Annotated in this window: 9 protein-coding genes; all 9 read right to left on the bottom strand. The window is 50.4% G+C overall.

Translation table 11 applies throughout. From position 1 onward, the window contains the following. Positions 1-264: 264 nt before the first annotated feature. The 9 genes from P9H32_RS15320 to P9H32_RS15280 all read right to left on the bottom strand — a co-directional run bounded on the left by P9H32_RS15320 (position 265) and on the right by P9H32_RS15280 (position 18129). Entirely contained in the window at positions 265-2070 is a 1806-nt protein-coding gene (locus P9H32_RS15320; RefSeq protein WP_322609791.1) for a glycoside hydrolase family protein, read from the bottom strand. 66 nt (positions 2071-2136) lie between these two features. Further along, the gene (locus P9H32_RS15315) at positions 2137-3921 is read right to left on the bottom strand and encodes an arylsulfatase (protein ID WP_322609790.1); all 1785 of its coding nucleotides are present in this window, start codon (positions 3919-3921) and stop codon (positions 2137-2139) included. A gap of 37 nt (positions 3922-3958) precedes the next feature. After that, positions 3959-5653 carry a sulfatase family protein gene (locus tag P9H32_RS15310; protein ID WP_322609789.1) on the bottom strand — a complete coding sequence of 565 codons (1695 nt, stop codon included), beginning with the start codon at positions 5651-5653 and terminating at the stop codon, positions 3959-3961. After that, complete coding sequence (locus P9H32_RS15305) at positions 5653-7152, bottom strand: arylsulfatase (RefSeq protein WP_322609788.1); 1500 nt, start codon at positions 7150-7152, stop codon at positions 5653-5655. The genes P9H32_RS15310 and P9H32_RS15305 overlap by 1 nt, the downstream gene beginning before the upstream one ends. Before the next feature lie 45 nt (positions 7153-7197). Then, positions 7198-9201 (bottom strand): glycoside hydrolase family protein, encoded by a 2004-nt coding sequence (locus P9H32_RS15300; RefSeq protein WP_322609787.1) that lies wholly within the window; start codon positions 9199-9201, stop codon positions 7198-7200. A 28-nt stretch (positions 9202-9229) separates the two neighbouring features. After that, positions 9230-11890 carry a CBM96 family carbohydrate-binding protein gene (locus P9H32_RS15295; protein ID WP_322609786.1) on the bottom strand — a complete coding sequence of 887 codons (2661 nt, stop codon included), beginning with the start codon at positions 11888-11890 and terminating at the stop codon, positions 9230-9232. Positions 11891-11942: 52 nt separating this feature from the next. After that, positions 11943-14420, bottom strand: a complete 2478-nt coding sequence (locus P9H32_RS15290) for a glycoside hydrolase family 2 protein (protein ID WP_322609785.1) — start codon at positions 14418-14420, stop codon at positions 11943-11945. A 250-nt stretch (positions 14421-14670) separates the two neighbouring features. Next, positions 14671-16296 carry a hypothetical protein gene (locus tag P9H32_RS15285; RefSeq protein WP_322609784.1) on the bottom strand — a complete coding sequence of 542 codons (1626 nt, stop codon included), beginning with the start codon at positions 16294-16296 and terminating at the stop codon, positions 14671-14673. Between the two features lie 471 nt (positions 16297-16767). Continuing rightward, positions 16768-18129, bottom strand: coding sequence for a glycoside hydrolase family protein (locus tag P9H32_RS15280; protein WP_322609783.1), 1362 nt, complete (start codon positions 18127-18129; stop codon positions 16768-16770). Positions 18130-18134: the final 5 nt, after the last annotated feature.

Here is an 18134-nt window from a genome sequence, read left to right as displayed (position 1 = left end):
TTATCCGATCGCACTCCGGCACGCAAAACAGATCGTGCGCCGGTTAAAAAAATAAATGATGCCCTTTTCAAGGTTTCTTTGTGATTTCGCTGGGCGTTCCCGGAACAGGCAAACAGGCCATTCTTCCAGCTTTCCATTATGCGCAAACGTATGGTCGCCTTCCGTTAAATCGATCACGGAATACTTTAACGAAGCAAGAAACTTAACCTTTCAACACACTATGTGGCGCCTCATTCCAGAGGCGCCACTATTTTAACGGTACAATTACTCGCCCGCCTCTTCGGCAGCCACTACAGCCTGCATATCGCGATCGAAGGCTTCTCCGTCAAAGGGAACAACAATAATTTTACTGCCGTGTTGATCGTTACCACGATCTCCGCCTTTGGTGACGTCGATTACCGAAAAGTTAAAATGTGTAATGTGTCCGTCTTCCGTGTAAGCCGTCGGACGCTGAACAATATACCATTCATCCACCGTACCATCCGGATAACGGAACAGGGCTTCATCTTTACGGTAGGCAATGCCCCGATACTTCCAGTCGTGAATACCGTCTTTCGATGAAAAGTGATAGGTCGTTTTACCCGGCCAATGATTCACCAGCATATGATACATTCCGCCGCTGAACCACGCGGTTGGATCTTCCATGCGCGTCTGGGGAATTTCCGGCATATCTTTGTAAACCCGGTCAGACATGATCTTGTACGGACCGAGAATTCCATCTTCGCTGATCATGACGGCCGTGGAACGGGCAACGATCATATAGCGTCCGTCATTTCGCGGAATAATCATAACATTGGACATGTTTCCCTTTCCGCCGTCATAACGCGCCAGACCGGGATTAAATCCATTGGGATCAACCTTAATTTCTCCCAGCAGTTCAAACGGCCCGTCGGGACCATCAGAGACAAATACTTCACCTCGGGTCCGATCACTGGTGACCATTGCATACCGTCCGTCGAACATCCGAAGACCAACCACATTATGACCGAGACCCTCTTTCCACTGCGGCCAGGTCAGCCCCATATCTTTATACGGCCCCATTATGTTATCACTGACCGCATGCATCCCCTTCGAGTTTTCCTTCCATCCGAGGCTATGCGGAACCGTCTGTGTCCAACGACTGGCATACATATGGTATTTACCGGCATCATCTTTCACAATACTGCCATCCCAGTAGCACCAATTTTTCATGCTCGTATCTTCCAGCCCGTTCTTCGGATCACGAGGCAAAATATCTTCTCCCCAAATCCCCTCGGACACCAACGGTCCCTGCGGCTGCATTGGAAGAATATATGTTCTGAAATCCACCCCGTTCCACGTTTTTTGCGGGGCCGCCGGTGCCGGATCCGTATTGATTTCAAAACGGGAAACCACACGATTCACCACACCGGAATTTTCATCGGAAGCTCCGGCCTGAATCAGCCCAAAGAGCTCATCCGTATTTCCGGATTCAAACGTTAAACCCTGTTTTTCCCAACGCTTGGACCAGTTCGATCCCGGCTTACGGTTTTTAAGAATCACAACTATATTCCACACGTTGCCTTCAGCACGTGTCAACGTCATGGATAGTTTAAGCGGATCGCTCGTACCTACTGCAGCATTATCTTTGAACCCGATATTGGGTTTGAATAATACAATCCCCTCGGCATACCCCTCCATCCCAATGGAATCATAGTCACCCCATCCTTTTCGGTTAAAGGTCGCCATCAGACGGCTGGACCCATTGCCAACGCCGATCCGGATTACTTCCTGCTCATATTTTTTTTTGACCTGATCGTAGGTAAAATCTATCGACACTGTAACCGCATCGCCAACCTTCGGAACCGAAATCGGATGGGCGTATTGAATCAAACTGAATGCTGATGACTTTTCAGCCGCTATCACCATTCCCTTTTCACTTCCGGTAAAAACTTCGTCGGCAGCCGAAGATTTCCAATTGCGGTTTTGCGCTATGGCACGACCAACCGGATATTGCTTTGCTGCGCCGAAATCAACCACATCGGCATGGGAAACCACCGCTAGCCCAACGGCCAGCAGGCTTCCTGTAACAGTTAATTTTCTTTGATTCATAATGATCTCCTTTGACATCAAGTTATTTTTTCATGCGGGCCCATCCCGCGTGTTCCTAAGATTTTTTTATTCAGCGATTTTCCGGACATAAACATAGTAGGCATGTGTCAGCCGCTTTCCGGACTCATCATAAAAGATGGATTCAACCGTGGTTTTTCCTTTAGGCAAATTCACTTCGAACACCACCGATTTATCTGCAGCAGAAACCGAACGCATTGCGTTGAAATCGCCGACCTTCAGCGAAACAGATGCCACAGGCAGTTTTTTGAATTCACTGGCATAAATCAGGTGGGTCCTGGGACGTAATTCCCATGCATCAACTGTTTTGGTTACCGTTGGAATTCCCTGCATGGTGCCGTCGCCACTTTCCCTCGGCCAACGGTAGACTTCAAATTCATAGCGACCTGCCGTTGCCGCCTCGATATGCCATATCCCTTCCACCTCATCGGCTTTCGCAGCTGCACTATGTGCGAATCCACATTTCTCCCGATACTCACTGCAACCGAGTAAAATCTCTTCATCATACGGAGTACCGACGATTGGTGCCGGATAACTGCGATGATCCGGAGTCACATGCTCCCAATATTGATTAAACTCGTCTTTCAGTTGCTTTACCACTTCAGGAAATTGACCGGAAACATCATGTGCCTGTCCTGGATCCTCCTGAATGGCATACAATTTCTTTTGTCCCACCAGCCGCCATTTCTGTGTCATGACAGCACTCCGGCTTCCTTTATGAGGTTCAACCGAACGCTGGCCTTCCACAAACAGCGTCCGCTCCGGCCACTTTTTGCTTGTTCCGCGAAGCAGTGGAACCAAACTTGTTCCGTCAAAATCAATCGACCGGGGCAATTCCATTCCGCACAGCTCGACGAGCGTAGGCAGCAGGTCGATGTGCGCCGAAAGCGTCGGAATATCGCGAGGTTCACCCAACAAGCCACCGGGCCAACAGAAAAAACAAGGCACACGATGCCCGCCGTCAGCGGAAGATCCCTTTCCGCCGGACATCCCTGCATTGAACGATTTACGTCCAAACTTGCCGCCGTTATCTGTCATAAAAATGACCAAGGTGTTCTCACTCAGATTTTCATCGGCAAGCACGGCTCGTAATCGGCCGATATTCTGATCGACCCTCTCAATCATGGCATAGAAAAAAGCTCGATCAGCCGGCACGCCGATCTGTTTGTATTTATCCGCCATGGTTTGATCCGGAACCGTACACGGAGTATGCGGGGCATACGTTGGAAGGTAGACAAAGAACGGCTTCTCGGACGAACGCGTCTTCACATAATCAATCGCCGCATCAAAGAAGACATCCGGATTGTACCCCTCGCGGAATTCCCGTTCGCCGTTGTGCCAATAGGTATCATTGACCCGATCATTCCAAAACCAGTCATCCGTGGTTCCCGGTCCCCCATCACCAAGTCCAATCCATTCGTCAAAACCACGGTCTATCGGACGGTACGGATAATTGGCACCCAGATGCCACTTGCCGAACATGGCCGTATCATAGCCGTTGTGTTTAAAGACATCGCCCATCGTCACTTCTGTTTTTCGAAGATGGTTTCCGCCATGGGTCGTATGCCAGACACGAGCGCGATGCGAATACTTGCCCGTCATCAGCGCCCCGCGAGTTGGTGCGCAGGTGGGATCGACGTGAAAGTCAGTCAGACGGACCGACTCGCTGTGCAATCGATCCATTTCCGGCGTCTGAATCTGCGGATTGCCGTGAGCGGCAATATCGCCATAGCCCTGATCATCCGTCATGATCAGAATTACATTCGGACGACGAGCCGCCATGCCCGTGCAACTTAAAGAGAGGCTGAGTGCCCATATCCACAGTTTCTTCATTATCTCAACTCCATCCCTGCTCAAAACAGGGAGCATTTTATTTTTTCTTTGTCTTCTTAACACGGCCCTGAGCCAGCTCTTTTTCGGTGGGATTGCTTTCTCGCAGTTTGAGATATTCATTCGAAATTTTAACTGCTTTTGCCCGTTCTTCCGGTCCGTAATCCCAGTATTCATCGATCACCTTATTGAACGGAATGTTGGCCCCGTCTTCCTGATACTGCGCACGCAGGCCTTTCAGCTCTTTCTTCAAGCGTTCGATCACCTCGGCATATTCCGGATTATCGATGACGTTATTGTTCTCTTTCGGGTCCAATTTCAGATCGTAGAGTTCCCAGGCGGGCGGCGTAGTCGGAGTATCCATCGACATCCATGTTCCATAAAACAGAATCAGCTTATAACGTTTTGTGCGGATTGCGATGCAGGCCGGATTATCGTGCGCATGCATATGCTGCCAGTAGTGATAATACGCCGACTGTTTCCAGTTATCCGGTTCCACGCCTGTTTCAAGAATGGAGCGGAAACTCTTTCCATGCATATAATCCGGCGTTTCAACATCCGCAAAATCCAGCATGGTCGGCGCATAGTCGATGTTTTCCACAATCGCATCGGAACGACCGATTTTAACCGACTTCGGGTAGCGGACAATAAACGGCATACGCATGGACTCTTCGTACGGCCAACGCTTGTCGATGTAATCGTGTTCTCCCAGATAAAAGCCCTGATCTCCGGTGTAGATAATGACGGTATTGTCATACAGCCCTTCCGCTTTGAGATAATCAATGACCCGTTTCACATTGTCATCCACCCCTTTAACGCAACGCAGATAGGCTTTCAGATAGCCCTGATACGCCGCGCTCTGAATTTCTTCATCGGTCATCGAATCGTTCAATGTCTTTTTCCACTCGCCGGCCATGATGTAATTCCGGTGAGGATTGCGACGGCCGATCGAGGCCCCCAGATGATGCACCAACTCATCATTTTCACCACGCGTCGCAAGCGATCCGTGATTTCCGCGGTCATACATATTCTCCGGTTCCGGAATGGTCACATCAGCCAGATAATCAGCGTAACGCGGTGCGTACTGAAAAAGGTCGTGCGGCGCCTTAAAATGCATTTTCAGGAAAAACGGTCTGGATTTATCGCGGCCGTTTTTAAGCCATTCCAATGATGAACCGGCAATGCAGTCGGAAGAATGCCCCCTCATCTGAACGATTCCTTTTTCAGTGACCATTTTTCCGTGAAAGTCATAAGTCACTTCGTTATCAACGCCTTTTTCCCGAAAGATGGGATCAAAATAGAGACCCTGCCCCGGCAGCACTTTATAATAATCAAAGGCTTCGGGGCGCTCCTTCAGATGCCACTTACCGATTACAGCCGTGCTGTACCCCGCCTTTCCCATTTCGATAGCCAGATATTGTCTTTCCGGCGGAAGCGGGCTCCCCAGCCGCGGACACCCGTTCACCGCACTGCTCTGTCCGGTCATGATGCAGGCTCGGCTCGGCGTGCAAATTGAGTTCTGGGTGAACGCATTCTCCATCACCATACCTTCACGGGCGATCGAATCAATCGTCGGCGTCGGATTCAGCGGCGAGAGCCGACTGTTATACACACCGATCGCCTGCGACGTATGATCGTCGGACATAATAAACAAAATATTCGGTTTTTCAGCCGCAGCGATGCTGCCGACTGCAGCCGCTGCGCAAAGTAACGTTTTTAACAGTTTGGTTATCATTATTTCCCTTCTTCATAATAGGTTTCAGGATTCCATGCAGGAATGCCCTGCTCCGCTTTCTGCTGGTTATAAAGTGTAAAAAGCGGAGGTTCCGTTCCTTCAAATTCACGATCTTCGTTAATCATCATCGGCAGGGTCTTTTCCCACCACTCGTGACGGGCCATGGTGAGCTGCTCCATCACTTCCGGATATTTTTTGGAGACATCTGTGGTTTCCTTCGGGTCGTTGGAAATATCATAAAGAAACTTTCCGGCAACCTGCCGCCAGCGCTGTGTACGTACCCCGCTCCGCCCGTCGCGGTTCGGTTCCTCTCCGCCCCCCCAGCGACCGGAATGAATAAAGAGCATGCGGTCGGCCCATTCCGTATTCGGATTATTCAGCACAGGCAGCAGTGTGCGACCATCCAGTTCCTGTACATTTTCAGGAATGGCCGCTCCGGCCAGGTCACAGAAGGTTTTGTAGAGATCAAGATGAGCTGTCAGTCCGGAAAACGCTTCGCCTTCCGGAAGCTTCCTTTTCCAATACCAGAAACAGGGAACACGGGTGCCCCCTTCTGCGGGCGAGCCTTTTCCGGTTTTGTATCCGTTATTCCATAAAACATCGACTTTCCCGTCTCGGACCTGTGCGCCGTTGTCAGTCATAAAAATGACCAGGGTGTTGTTCAGTGCCCCCCAGGTTTCTAGCTTCTGCATCATCATGCCGAAGTTGTCGTCAATGTTTTCAATCATGCCCCAACGTCCGAGCTGCTCTTTGGCCAACCCCGGATGACGCTTATTAATGCGCTCTACATTTTCTTCCGGCGCAATCAGCGGCGAATGCGGTGCGTTGGGCGTGATATACGCAAAAAACGGCGTCTTTGAATCGAGTTGCTTTTTTATCCACCCCAGCGCCGATTCAAAAAATACATCCGTGCAGTACCCTTTCGACTGCACTGCGGTTTTGTTGTGCAGCAGCACATTGTCAAAATAACGCGGGCTGTGATCATTTGAGCTGTTGGGCGGAAAATCAGCACAGCTTCCCGGATATACCTGCCCTATGCCGCCGGCACCATGGGTTAACGCTTCATTAAAGCCGCGATTGACCGGCCAGTATTCCTCGATATCGCCCAGATGCCACTTGCCGAAAATCCCGGTTTCATATCCCGCGCTCTGTAGAACTTGTGGAAAGGTAACAGCAGACAAATCCATCAGTTCGCGTTCATGGATGGTATGCGTGACTCCATTTTTAAATTCATGCCGACCCGTCAGCAGAGCTGCACGGGTCGGGGCGCAGGTTGGGCTCACATGAAAATCGGTCAACCGAAGTGCTTTTTCTGCGAACGCATCAATGTGAGGGGTCTGCAGAACGGGATGGCCCATACAGGAAAGCAACGGCCCCTGATCATCCGTCATAACCAGAATAATATTGGGTTTTGATCCCGCCAAAGTCCCGGTTTTCCCAACTGCAAATACAGCACAAACACTACTGAGCAGCGTCGCTGTAAGTATGATTTTTTTCATCTAAACCTTCCTTTTTAAAAAAGTAAACCGATGCGGGGCAAACCGCTATTTAACCCAAACTTTTTTAAACATGCTCTGAAGTGCTTCGCTTTCGTGGCCGTGGAGCGGAATCATTTTAATCACAAACCAGTAGGGTTCACCGGACTGCAGTTCTCCTACATCGTAGGTCAATTCAACCGTCCCGGTTTTCTTTTTTAAGCGATGGCGCAGCGCCACAAATTTTTCGTGGGTATGCACATGCTCCAACTCAACATAGAGTTCCGCCGAAACATTCGATTCAACTTCCACTTCAAACGTGATTTTCCCATCGGCGGGAACGAGATCCGGGAAGGTATGATTAACAATACCATCGGTCAGAGGCTGTCCCCAATTGTGCAGCTCCGGATCTTTAAAACGGGCCAAACTCTCTCTATCGGTATCCTGAGATGCAACGGCCATACCGACATAAAATTCATCGCCGAGTTCGACCTCCGTTTCACCCGCTTTTTTCCAGTTCATACGGTTGCTGCTGGAAATATAGGCCGTAATTCTGCCGCCCCGCTTTTCCATCCGCAACCAATACGGCGCTTTCAGCGCGCGGGAAGCGATGACGGTATCCTGACCCTCAAAGATGAATCCACCCGGCCGGGAAATGGAGGCAAAGACGGATGGCGTATCCATCTCCAGACTTTTGCGGAACATGAGCCCCGCTTTTACCGGATCGTCTGAAATATCCTGCGATAATACCTGCACGGTTGCGGAAATATCACCTGTCATTTTCTGATAGACAAAACGGCAGGCGTCCTTCCGGCCGGGTGCTTTAACCCGCATGGTATTAAATTCCGTTTCATATCCGGTATTTCCGCGACGGGAACCCGCACCGGTATTAACGGATTTCCACGGAGCAGGCGGACGGGTCCGGTCGGCTTTGGCCAGCTCCTTACGCACCGTTTTTTTCATCTGTTTGCTGAATGCTTCGCCGTCAAATGGAACTACAACAATTTTACTGCCATGATTATCGTTCCCGCGGTCCCGTCCTTTATGCACATCGATAACGGAAAAGTTGAAGGCTTTTACCAGACCGTCTTCGGTGTAGACCGTCGGCCGTTGAACAATGTACCACCAGTTCGAAGTCCCGTCCGTATAGCGGAAAAAATCTTTCCGCTCGCCGTCAAATGCAATTCCCCGGTTTTTCCAGTTATGAATGCCGTCTTCGGAAGTCAGATGATAGGACACATTTCCGTTTCCATGATAATTAACGACGATGTGATACAACCCATCGCTGTACCAAACGGTCGGGTCCTCCATCTTGATTTGCGGCAACCCTTCGATGCCCCGCCAGGCTTTATCGGCCATAATTTTATACGGTCCGAGAATTCCGTCATCGCTGATCATCGGGGCGCAGTGACGTGCAACAATCATGTACCGTCCATCCGGCCGTACAATCAGCATGGCATTTGATAAATTACCGACTACGCCTGCCTTTACAGCACCACTATCGAGTTCATCATACCTACCCAGCCCGGCATAATATCCGTTCGGATCAATTTTAAATTCGCCGAGATGTTCAAAGGGTCCATCCGGAGAGTCAGATACAAATACATCACCCGGCGTTCCTTCGCTGGCAACCGCAGCATATCGTCCGTCAGGTAACCGCAACCCAATCACATTATGCCCGGCCCCGTCCTTCCAGTCCGACCATATTTCACCCAAATCCTCATAAGGCCCGAGCAGATGATCGCTAACGGCATGTGTGCCCTTGGATGCGGTATTCCAACCTTTGCTGTGCGCATTGGTCTGGTTCCAACGACTGGCATACATATGGTATTTACCGGCATCATCCTTGACAATTTTTCCATCCCAATAACACCAGTCGCTCAGATCCGGATCTTCCAGTCCGTTATGAATATCCCGCGGTAACGCGTTCGTCTCTCCCCATATCCCCTCTGAGACCAACGGCCCCTGCGGTTCCATAGGAAGGAAATAATCGACTAAACTTTTGGACTCAGCAAGTGGAGCCAATGACCCCGCCAAAACAACAAGTAAACTCTGCACTATTTTATATTTCACGATCTGCAATGTCCTTTATGAATACGGTTTAAGGTTGAACTGTTTTAAGACGAACGAATAAATGACGGTTCGTTTTCCCGTAAATCTGTCGTTCAATATCGTTATAATCTGTCGTAACCGGAATGTTGGCGGAGTAGTTCCAGGTATCGTTCCAGTCATTGGAAATCAGATTATCGGCCCATTCAACGACATACATAATACCCGGATTGGCCGCGTTTACCTGTCTGGTGTAAAAACTGATGCTATCGTTTGTGCCGAAAGTTAAGCGGGGAGCAGGAGCTTGAACGGTTGAATTGGTGGGATCTCCTCCGAAAGCGTATTCCTCAACATCGGTTTGTCCATCGGCATCAAAATCTGCAGTTACAGAACCGCTCAGTCCATAGTCGACGACATAATGTTCCCACCCCGTCAATTCCATCCGCAACGCCAACTCGGGACGATCCTTCGGATCCGTCGCTTCGCGGGAATAATATTCAACCCGATCTCCGGCATCTGAAGCAACCGCCAGTGTAAGAACCTTATCCCCCTGCAGTTCCTGCAGCAGCCGATCCGTTACATCAACCTGCAATCGCGAGCGCTGCGGCGGGTAGACCATACTCCCCAGCACTTCGTTCGTTGCGGAACGCGTGTCCCACGTAACCGTTGCCTCTTCCCAATTGTCATCTTCAACAAAATAGACCGTATGCAGATCGGAATACCCGCTACTGCCGGCAACCCGCATTCGAAACAGCGCATTTGTAAAACTGCGTTCGGGCAACGAGGATAAATCAAATTTTAAATAGGTAATGCGGGTATCCCGATGATCCGGTCTCCAACGGTCATTATTTGCACAAACCAACCGATTCGAGGTCCCGTAATTGTCAGTTGCATATTCTCCACCACGCACATAGGAATCCGCCACCGGATTAATACTAACCGTAGAAGCCGCCTCGGTCTTTATCTTCAGTGCCAGATCCCGTTCGAAGGCCTCGCCATCGACCGGAACGACAATGATTTTACTTCCATGATTATCATTACCGACATCCGCGCCTTTCTGCACATCAATGACGGAAAAGTTAAAATGCGACAGGTGGCCGTCTTCCACATAGGCTGTAGGACGTTGCACCGTTTCCCACTCATTCACCGTACCATCCGGATAGCGGAAGATCCCTTTTCCGTGCTGATAGGCAATGCCACGATTAACCCAGTCATGAATCCCGTCTTCGGAGGTCAGGTGATAGGAGGTATCCGTCGGCCAATGATTCACCACAATGTGATATAAGCCCCCGCTGTACCACACCGTCGGATCCTCCATATTCTCTTGCGGCAACCCCGGAATGTCTCCATACGCCCGCCCTGCCACTATTTTATACGGCCCGAGAATTCCGTCATCGCTGATCAGAATGGCACAGGACCGCGCCACAATCTGATAGCGGCCATCCGGGCGCAGCATGATCATGACATTCGACATATGATTCGGTGCCTTGTTATAGCGGGCCAGACCAGGCTTAAACCCGTTTGCATCCCACTCTATCTGGCCCAGATGCTCAAACGGCCCATCAGGTGAGTCCGAAACAAAAACATCCCCGGGTGTAATTTCGCTGGAAACCATGGCATAACGTCCGTCATGCATCCGCAAACCGATCACATTATGCCCGATGCCCTCCTGCCAATTCGGCCAGGTCATTCCCTGATCCACATACGGACCATTCACATTGTCACTGACCGCATGCATGCCTTTTGAGTTAATCTTCCAACCGGAACTGTGTGAATTCGTCTGACTCCAGCGACTGGCGAACATGTGATAGCGCCCGTCATCACTCTTCACAATACTGCCGTCCCAGTAGCACCAGTCGCTCATATCCGAATCTTCGAGGCCATTGTTGATATCACGCGGAAGTGCCGTCGCAGCGGAACCCCAAATTCCGCTCGACACCAACGGACCCTGAGGTTCCATCGGCAGAAAATAATCCATCAGGCTCTGACGCGCTGTTACAGGAGGAACCTCGCCCCCCCATGATTCGGGATCGCCCCATCGAATATTTTTTATCGTGGCGCCCACAACCGTTGGATCATCATTCGAGTCAATGCCGAAACGAATCCCGATATAATCGTAATCACTCAGGTCGGTATAACTCCCGACCGCCACGCTGTTGGTGATCAAAACCGATACGGTCTCCCCGGAACTTGAGATCGCCTGCCGGGCACTGACAGAAGCCTCTCCGGTCGATGCGCTCACAACGGGGAAATTTCCGGCCAGAAAATCGACCACCACCGTGCGCTCGCCGCTGGCAATATCCGTCTCCACCTTCGTATTGAACCAGTTCATTCCTGGAAAAATGATATCCGCCCCATCGGGGGCGGTATTCGTCACCTTAATCCCGACCAGTTCATAGGTCAGCGCAAGCGATGCATTCGTGGCTGCCGGTCCCGGCGTCCAATCGAAGCCGAATACCAGTTCGGAGCCGATATTCGTGCTAACGGAAACCACCTGGGCAACGCCCCAGTTATCCGCGCCGACCACCTGAAGGCCGCCACCGGGAGCTTCCTGCCAATGGGCTTTAGATTGCCAGCCGGAATCGACCATGCTGTAGAGAAAATGATTCTCGTTATTATCCGTATGCGAATCAATCAACAGGTTTGCATGAGAGCTGAGGGTCAGCATTCCCCAAACAACCAATGCCCATTTCCACCGAATTACGTTTCTCATATAATAATCCTTCATTTTCACAACCAACTCCCCACTCTCACAACATCATTTGTTATTGCGCGAATTCTTCCCCGATTGTTTCGTAGAGATTCTTGTTCTGCTTCTCTAACGTCACGATCGGAATGATTTCATAATAGCTGTTCCAATTATTTTCATTGTTCCCTTTGGCAAAAACCTGCAGATAACGGAGCTCCTGCTGACGGTCGAAAAGAAAGGTCTGCAGCTCGGCATCCGGCCGGCTTTCACCGGCAAACAGCACGGTTGATTTTTTACCGCCCGACGATCCCTTAATCTCCAGCTTGTAGGTCCGCGATTCACCCTTGTAAAATTTAATTTTCACACCGTTGACGAGGCTTATTTTTTTCAGATCCAGATCAATAGTCTGCTCACCTTCGGCTCCCCACCGCGTGTTCAGGTTGCCGTCCACCAGATGGCTGGCCGGATTGGCGGCTTCTTCGGCAGACGCCCGGACAAGATACTTCGCCTCCTTATCACCGAAACGAACTGAGAACCCGTGTTCGAGCTGAACATCCCCAGACACCCCTTTGGCAAGCAGCGTATTTTCTCCGTCAACCAGCGTCACAGCCCAGCGGAAACCTTCGGTCTGCTTTCCGAGCGAACGCCCGTTATGAAAAAACTCCACCGTATCCATATTGGAAAATACACGATATGTCTTTTTCGGCTTACCGCTGCGCTCGGTCCAGAACGGCGATTCGATGTAAACCACCGGCTCAGTGCTCCAGCGCGATTTAAACAGATAGAAGGCATCCTTCTTCTGGCGATCAAACGTGACCAGCCCTTTCTGATTCACATGCGGAATGGAATCACCGCGGTGTGCCGCACCGAAATCGCAGAACGCCCATTGGTTTGCGCCGGCCAGCCAGTCGAGCTTTTCAATCTGATCGAGATGTGATTCGAGAAAATCATTCTGATACTCAATGCTGAAGTCCTGCTGGCGCGGTTTTTCCGTATGCACCGCAAGGTCCGACCCCGCACCGTACTCAGAGAGAATCAACGGTGTATCCGGATTCATCGCATGCAGTTCATTCAGCCGATCCGTCAGCGATTGATACCCCGTGCTGCCATACCAGCCACGATAGAGATTGTAGCCGAACACATCCATCAGTCCGACCACCTTGAGTTCCGACGCATAATTGCGGTCCCCGATCACAAACACCGTTTTACGCACCGGATCTTCACGGTGTACCAGATCTCGCACGCCTTTAATCAGATCATAGTTGTGGGCATAGCCGTCTCCACGATCCTTCATCCACGTTTCATTGCCCATTCCCCACAGAATAATCGCCGGATGGTTGAAATGCTGCTCAATCAAATCCTTCATCATGGAGTGCATCACCGGTTCGATCAGCTCCGGTTTCCCCTTATTCACATAAGGAATCTCTTCCCATACCAGGATGCCAAGCTGATCGCAAAGCTGTACAAAATAATCGTTCTGCTGATAGTGCGCCATCCGCAGCCAGTTAACTCCGGCTTCCTTCATCAACTTCACATCGGCCAGATGCTGATCCAGCGGCAGCGCATTGCCCTTGCGATAATAATCCTGATGACGGTTGGTGCCATGCAGCTTGTAGGATTTTCCATTGAGGAAAAAACCCTGGTCCGCCGTAAACTTAAACCAGCGAAAGCCGTGATTGACGACGACGGAATCCAGGATTCGGCCATTCTGTGATAACGCGATTTCCACCCGGTAGAGTTCGGGATGCTCCGGGCTCCACAGCCGGGGATTTTTCACATCGTCCATTTTAAGATCAACCGCACGTGTTTCACCACCCTTGACCTGTACGTCGGCCCGGCCGGTAGAAACGGGGCGTCCATCCAGATCCAACACGCGCGCAGCCACGGTCACGGAAGAGGCTTTTGATGAACCGTTGTCCACCTGTACGGTCACATTCATATCGGCAGAATCATCTCCAACCTGCTCGCTCCAGACGCGATAGCCCGGCCCACCGAAATGCTTACGCGAAATCGAAACTTCCGGAGCTGTAATCAATTGAACCGAGCGGTAAAGACCGCCGTAAAAATTGTAGTCGGCGCTCTGCGGAATCAGATCGTTCTTAATTTTATTCGATACCCACACATCAATGCGGTTTTCGCCTGCTTTCAGTTTTCCGGTAAGTTCAAAGGTGAAGGCGCTGTAGCCGCCGCGATGGGCTCCGAGCTCCTCGCCATTCAGATAAACTTTCGCCTCCTGTCCGGCAGCACCGAACCGCAGATAAAGCCTTTGCTTCAGCTGTTCCGGCGTGATCATCAGATTTTTCCGATACCATGAGGCCGCCTGCCGATATTTCTTGGTTTCCAACGTATCGAGCGCGTTCCACGTGTGCGGCAGAGTCACCGGCTGATAAACCCTATCCGCATCCATCGGCAACTGATCCGTATCCCGCTCGAGATAGAGCCAGTTATCATTCTGAATTTCCGTTCCCGGCCAATACGGTTCGTATTCAAAACCAAAAACCATGCCGGCCAGCAGAGTCACAATACCCGCTAAATAAAGACGCTTCTCCATCATATATTACCTTTTTATTTTACAGCTTTAACCTTCACCGCGTTTCAGAAACGGTGATCTATTCCACATCAAACTCACACTGGTGAGATTCCATTCCCACTTTACAGCAATGGCCGATATGAGCTGCAAGACGATCATTTTTTTACTTTTCCTGAATCTATTACCCAGACCCTATAAATCCTGCGGCCGGCAACGTTGAACGTCCCGACAAATTGTCGGAACGCTCTGATGATGAAGAAACCGCGAATAAAAACTATTCTGCCAACAATTTGATGAACATTTTGCTCTCCACGGTATCGAGCATATTAGTGTAGTCGCCCATGAGCCCATCATTTCCTGTAACAGATACCGGACCGGCATTGGTGCCCCAGGAACCGTTCACCAGATCAAGGTTGGTGAGTACATAATAGTTGAGCGTGTTATCATTTCGAATAGAGAACTGATAGGCGCCGGTTGCGGGATCGAAAGTTGGCCGAGTTCCCTGGTCAAGTGCTCCGTTCGGGGGCACTGGATCCCCGCCGAAGATATATTCGCCTCTGTTACTCAGCCCGTCACCATCGTCATCGTCGGTTTCACTGCCGGTCACGCCTTTGCCCGCAGCCCAGATACCATACCCCGGTTCTATTCCTGAATTTTCGGTCACCAAGGTAATATTTTCGATGGTGGATCCCACAGCGGTTGCATCGCCCGAGGCAATGCCGTCGATGTGAAAGCGAATTCCGAAATAATCCAATTTGCTGATATCATTAAACGCAGCGTCATACCCGCTGATATCAAATGTAACGGAATAATTCGTCGTTATCCCCTGCCCTGAAGCAGTCACAAAGATTTCACTCTGATTCTGTTTATTCGTGAACGAGTTCCCATTCGTCAGATCCACGACACGGATGGCAGCACCGTCCAAAACCCCCGCCTGTCTACCATCAAAATTCATACCGTTAAAAAATGAACCGTTCGACTCGGATCCATCGGTCTGCCATCCAATCAATTGGTAATTCAATTGCCACGCATTGGTTGAGGTCGGCGTCCAGTCAAAACTGAATGTGAGTTTCGACCCGCTTTCATTGGAAATTGAATTCACCTGAGCAACGCACCAGTTATCTCCGGTATCGTGCACCAACCCATCGGCCGTTGCCGTCCAGAAATCTTTTGCTTGCCAGCCGGTATCTTCCATGCCCCAGTCCATGCTGTTGGAATTATTATCGGTTAATCCCGATTTGATCATATTCGGGGGAGCATCTGATGCCGTGAGGCTGATATTTTCGATGGTGGATCCGACAACGGTATTGGTGTTGCCTCCATCAATATGAATGCGAATTCCGACAAACTCATACTCGCTGATGTCGGTTCCGATATTAAATGTCGCAGAGTAACTTTCCGTGACACCGGGAGCCGATGCCGTCACATCGGTTTCCCCCATGTTTGAACCGTTGGTGCTGCCAACGCTGCCGGCAACCAGATCCACGCGTTCGTGCGTCCCGCCGAGCGTATCGACATACCGGCCATCAAAATTCATTCCGGTGAAAAAGTTACCGGAACTGGCCGGCGAAACTTCATTCCACCCGATCAGCTGATATTTAACCGTCAACTGGGTATTTGACGGAATGTTGGCCGGCGTCCAATCAAAATTCAAGGTCAGCAGATCCCCGGATTCATCATCGATCGAAACAACCTGCGCAATTCCATAGTTCAACCCCGGACTGCCCATGACCAGCCCGGTGGCATTCGTGCTCCAGCCGTCCTTGGCCTGCCACCCGGTATCGAGCATACTCCAGTCAATATTGTTCGTATTATTATCTGTAAACCCGGGTTTAAATATATTGGCCTGCGTACCCAAAGCAACAGCCCCGGCCAAACTGGCTATAATCCATTTTTTCATCTCAATCTCCGTATCTGATCAGTCAGCTTTCTATTCTCTCTGTATACTTCCTTTACGACCTGGCGTGAGCCGGCGAAACAGAAGAACGAATAAAAAAGCTTCCGCATTGAAGACGAACTAAAAAGGCCCCTCCTGAACAGCGTTTATCTACAGCTCAACGGGAATGTATGTCCCCGTTCAACCCTATGTTTCAGGATGTGACCCTGCAGTGAATATCTCTCATCAGAGAGCTTATCCACCGGATCTGCAAAGAAAACAGGCCCTGGAGTTCCATGAGATACTATGGATGCATTCCACCGAAAAGCGGCGCAATGTGAAAGGTGTACTCCGCGGGCTCCGCCATAATCTGATATGGTTTCTCGGTCACCGGACCACAGGAAATTGAACCCCTGAGGAATAAAAAGACCCCATCACGGACAGAGCCTGAATTTTTCTATATTTTCATCACGGCACCCCTACCGCACAACGGTTTTATTCGCGTCCGGGCAACGCAACATACCCCATCAGGAGTCCTCCACTCTTCGTTCGTCCAATCATTTTTGCGGTGAAATTATCCTGGCTTACTCCATGTTTTCGGCCCTCAAAGGTCACCATCAGATCGCTTCCGATGGCCTCAGATTTAATCGGTTTGCAGCCTTTGCCGAAATTAACCAGCTCAGGAGCGCCAAAAATCAGCGAACCAACATCCACATCCTCCAAAGGCTGGAACCCCTCTTCCGCCAGAATTTTCACTTGAACAGGTTCTGTATTCAACAGAATGGATTCCTGGTTTAAGAGTTCCAGCCGTCGCGGCACAACCAAAGGAATAACCACATTTTTTGAACTGTGATTATCATTCGCGAGGTCGTTGTTTTTAATCACATCAATCACAGCAAAATTCATATGGGTCGCGCGGCCGTATTGATCTTGCCGCACCTTCGCTCGTTCGAACTTATACCACTGTTCTTTCGTTCCGTCTTCGTGCTTCATCACCTCGGGCGTGTAGGCATAGCCGGGATCCCATTTCCAATGGATGCCATCGGGAGAGCGCATATACAGGGCATAACGACGACGCCAATCATTCACAACCAAATGATACTGCACTTCATCTTTCCAGATCACCGGATCCTCAAAGTCGTTTTCGATTTTAGGGTAGACACTTTGGTCCGTCACCTGACGGAAATGCTCATCGCCATGATCACTGATGAACATATATCCGTTTTTATTCATCATCAGCACCGATCCATCTGCTCGCGGAACATAGGTACGACAGGTGGTATTCAGCTTTTCCTTCTTACAATCGAACGTAGCTTTAATTTTTGTCCAAGGGCCATTCAGCATCGGTCCGGTGTAGGCCATCTCGCCCATAATGCCTATGGTAAACGTGCCGTCTTTGCGCCGATAAATTTCCGGGGTTACACCGGGCCCGATCACATCAATTACTTTATACGGTCCCAACGGACCGTCACTGATCGCATGCACCACTTCAGCGGCCCACCAGGTGTTGTGACCGGATGCTTTTCCGCCGCCCTTCACGTTATCTTCCGGCCAGCGGCAGACGAATAGATGGTTTTTCCCATCGTCACCGACGATGATATTTCCACCCCAATAGGAATATTCGTCATCCTCGAGCCCATTATTCACGTCGCGCGGAACCACATTTGTTGCGCCCCAGACATCAGAGCGAAGGGAACCACTCACCGGAATCGGCAGGAAGCGGTCTATAAACGCCCCGCCTCGGACTAAACCGGACGGAGGAACATATTCCGACGGTGTACGAACGGCATACAGCGTAGTGGATAAGCTGAGAAACACAGCAACCGGGGTGAGTTGTATCAGTGATTTATGGGCCATATTGG

Source organism: Pontiella agarivorans (genome assembly GCF_034531395.1).
In the GTDB taxonomy this organism is placed as follows: Bacteria; Verrucomicrobiota; Kiritimatiellia; order Kiritimatiellales; family Pontiellaceae; genus Pontiella; species Pontiella agarivorans.
Note: the sequence above shows the minus strand (reverse complement) of the source record. Positions and strands in the feature narration are given on the sequence as shown.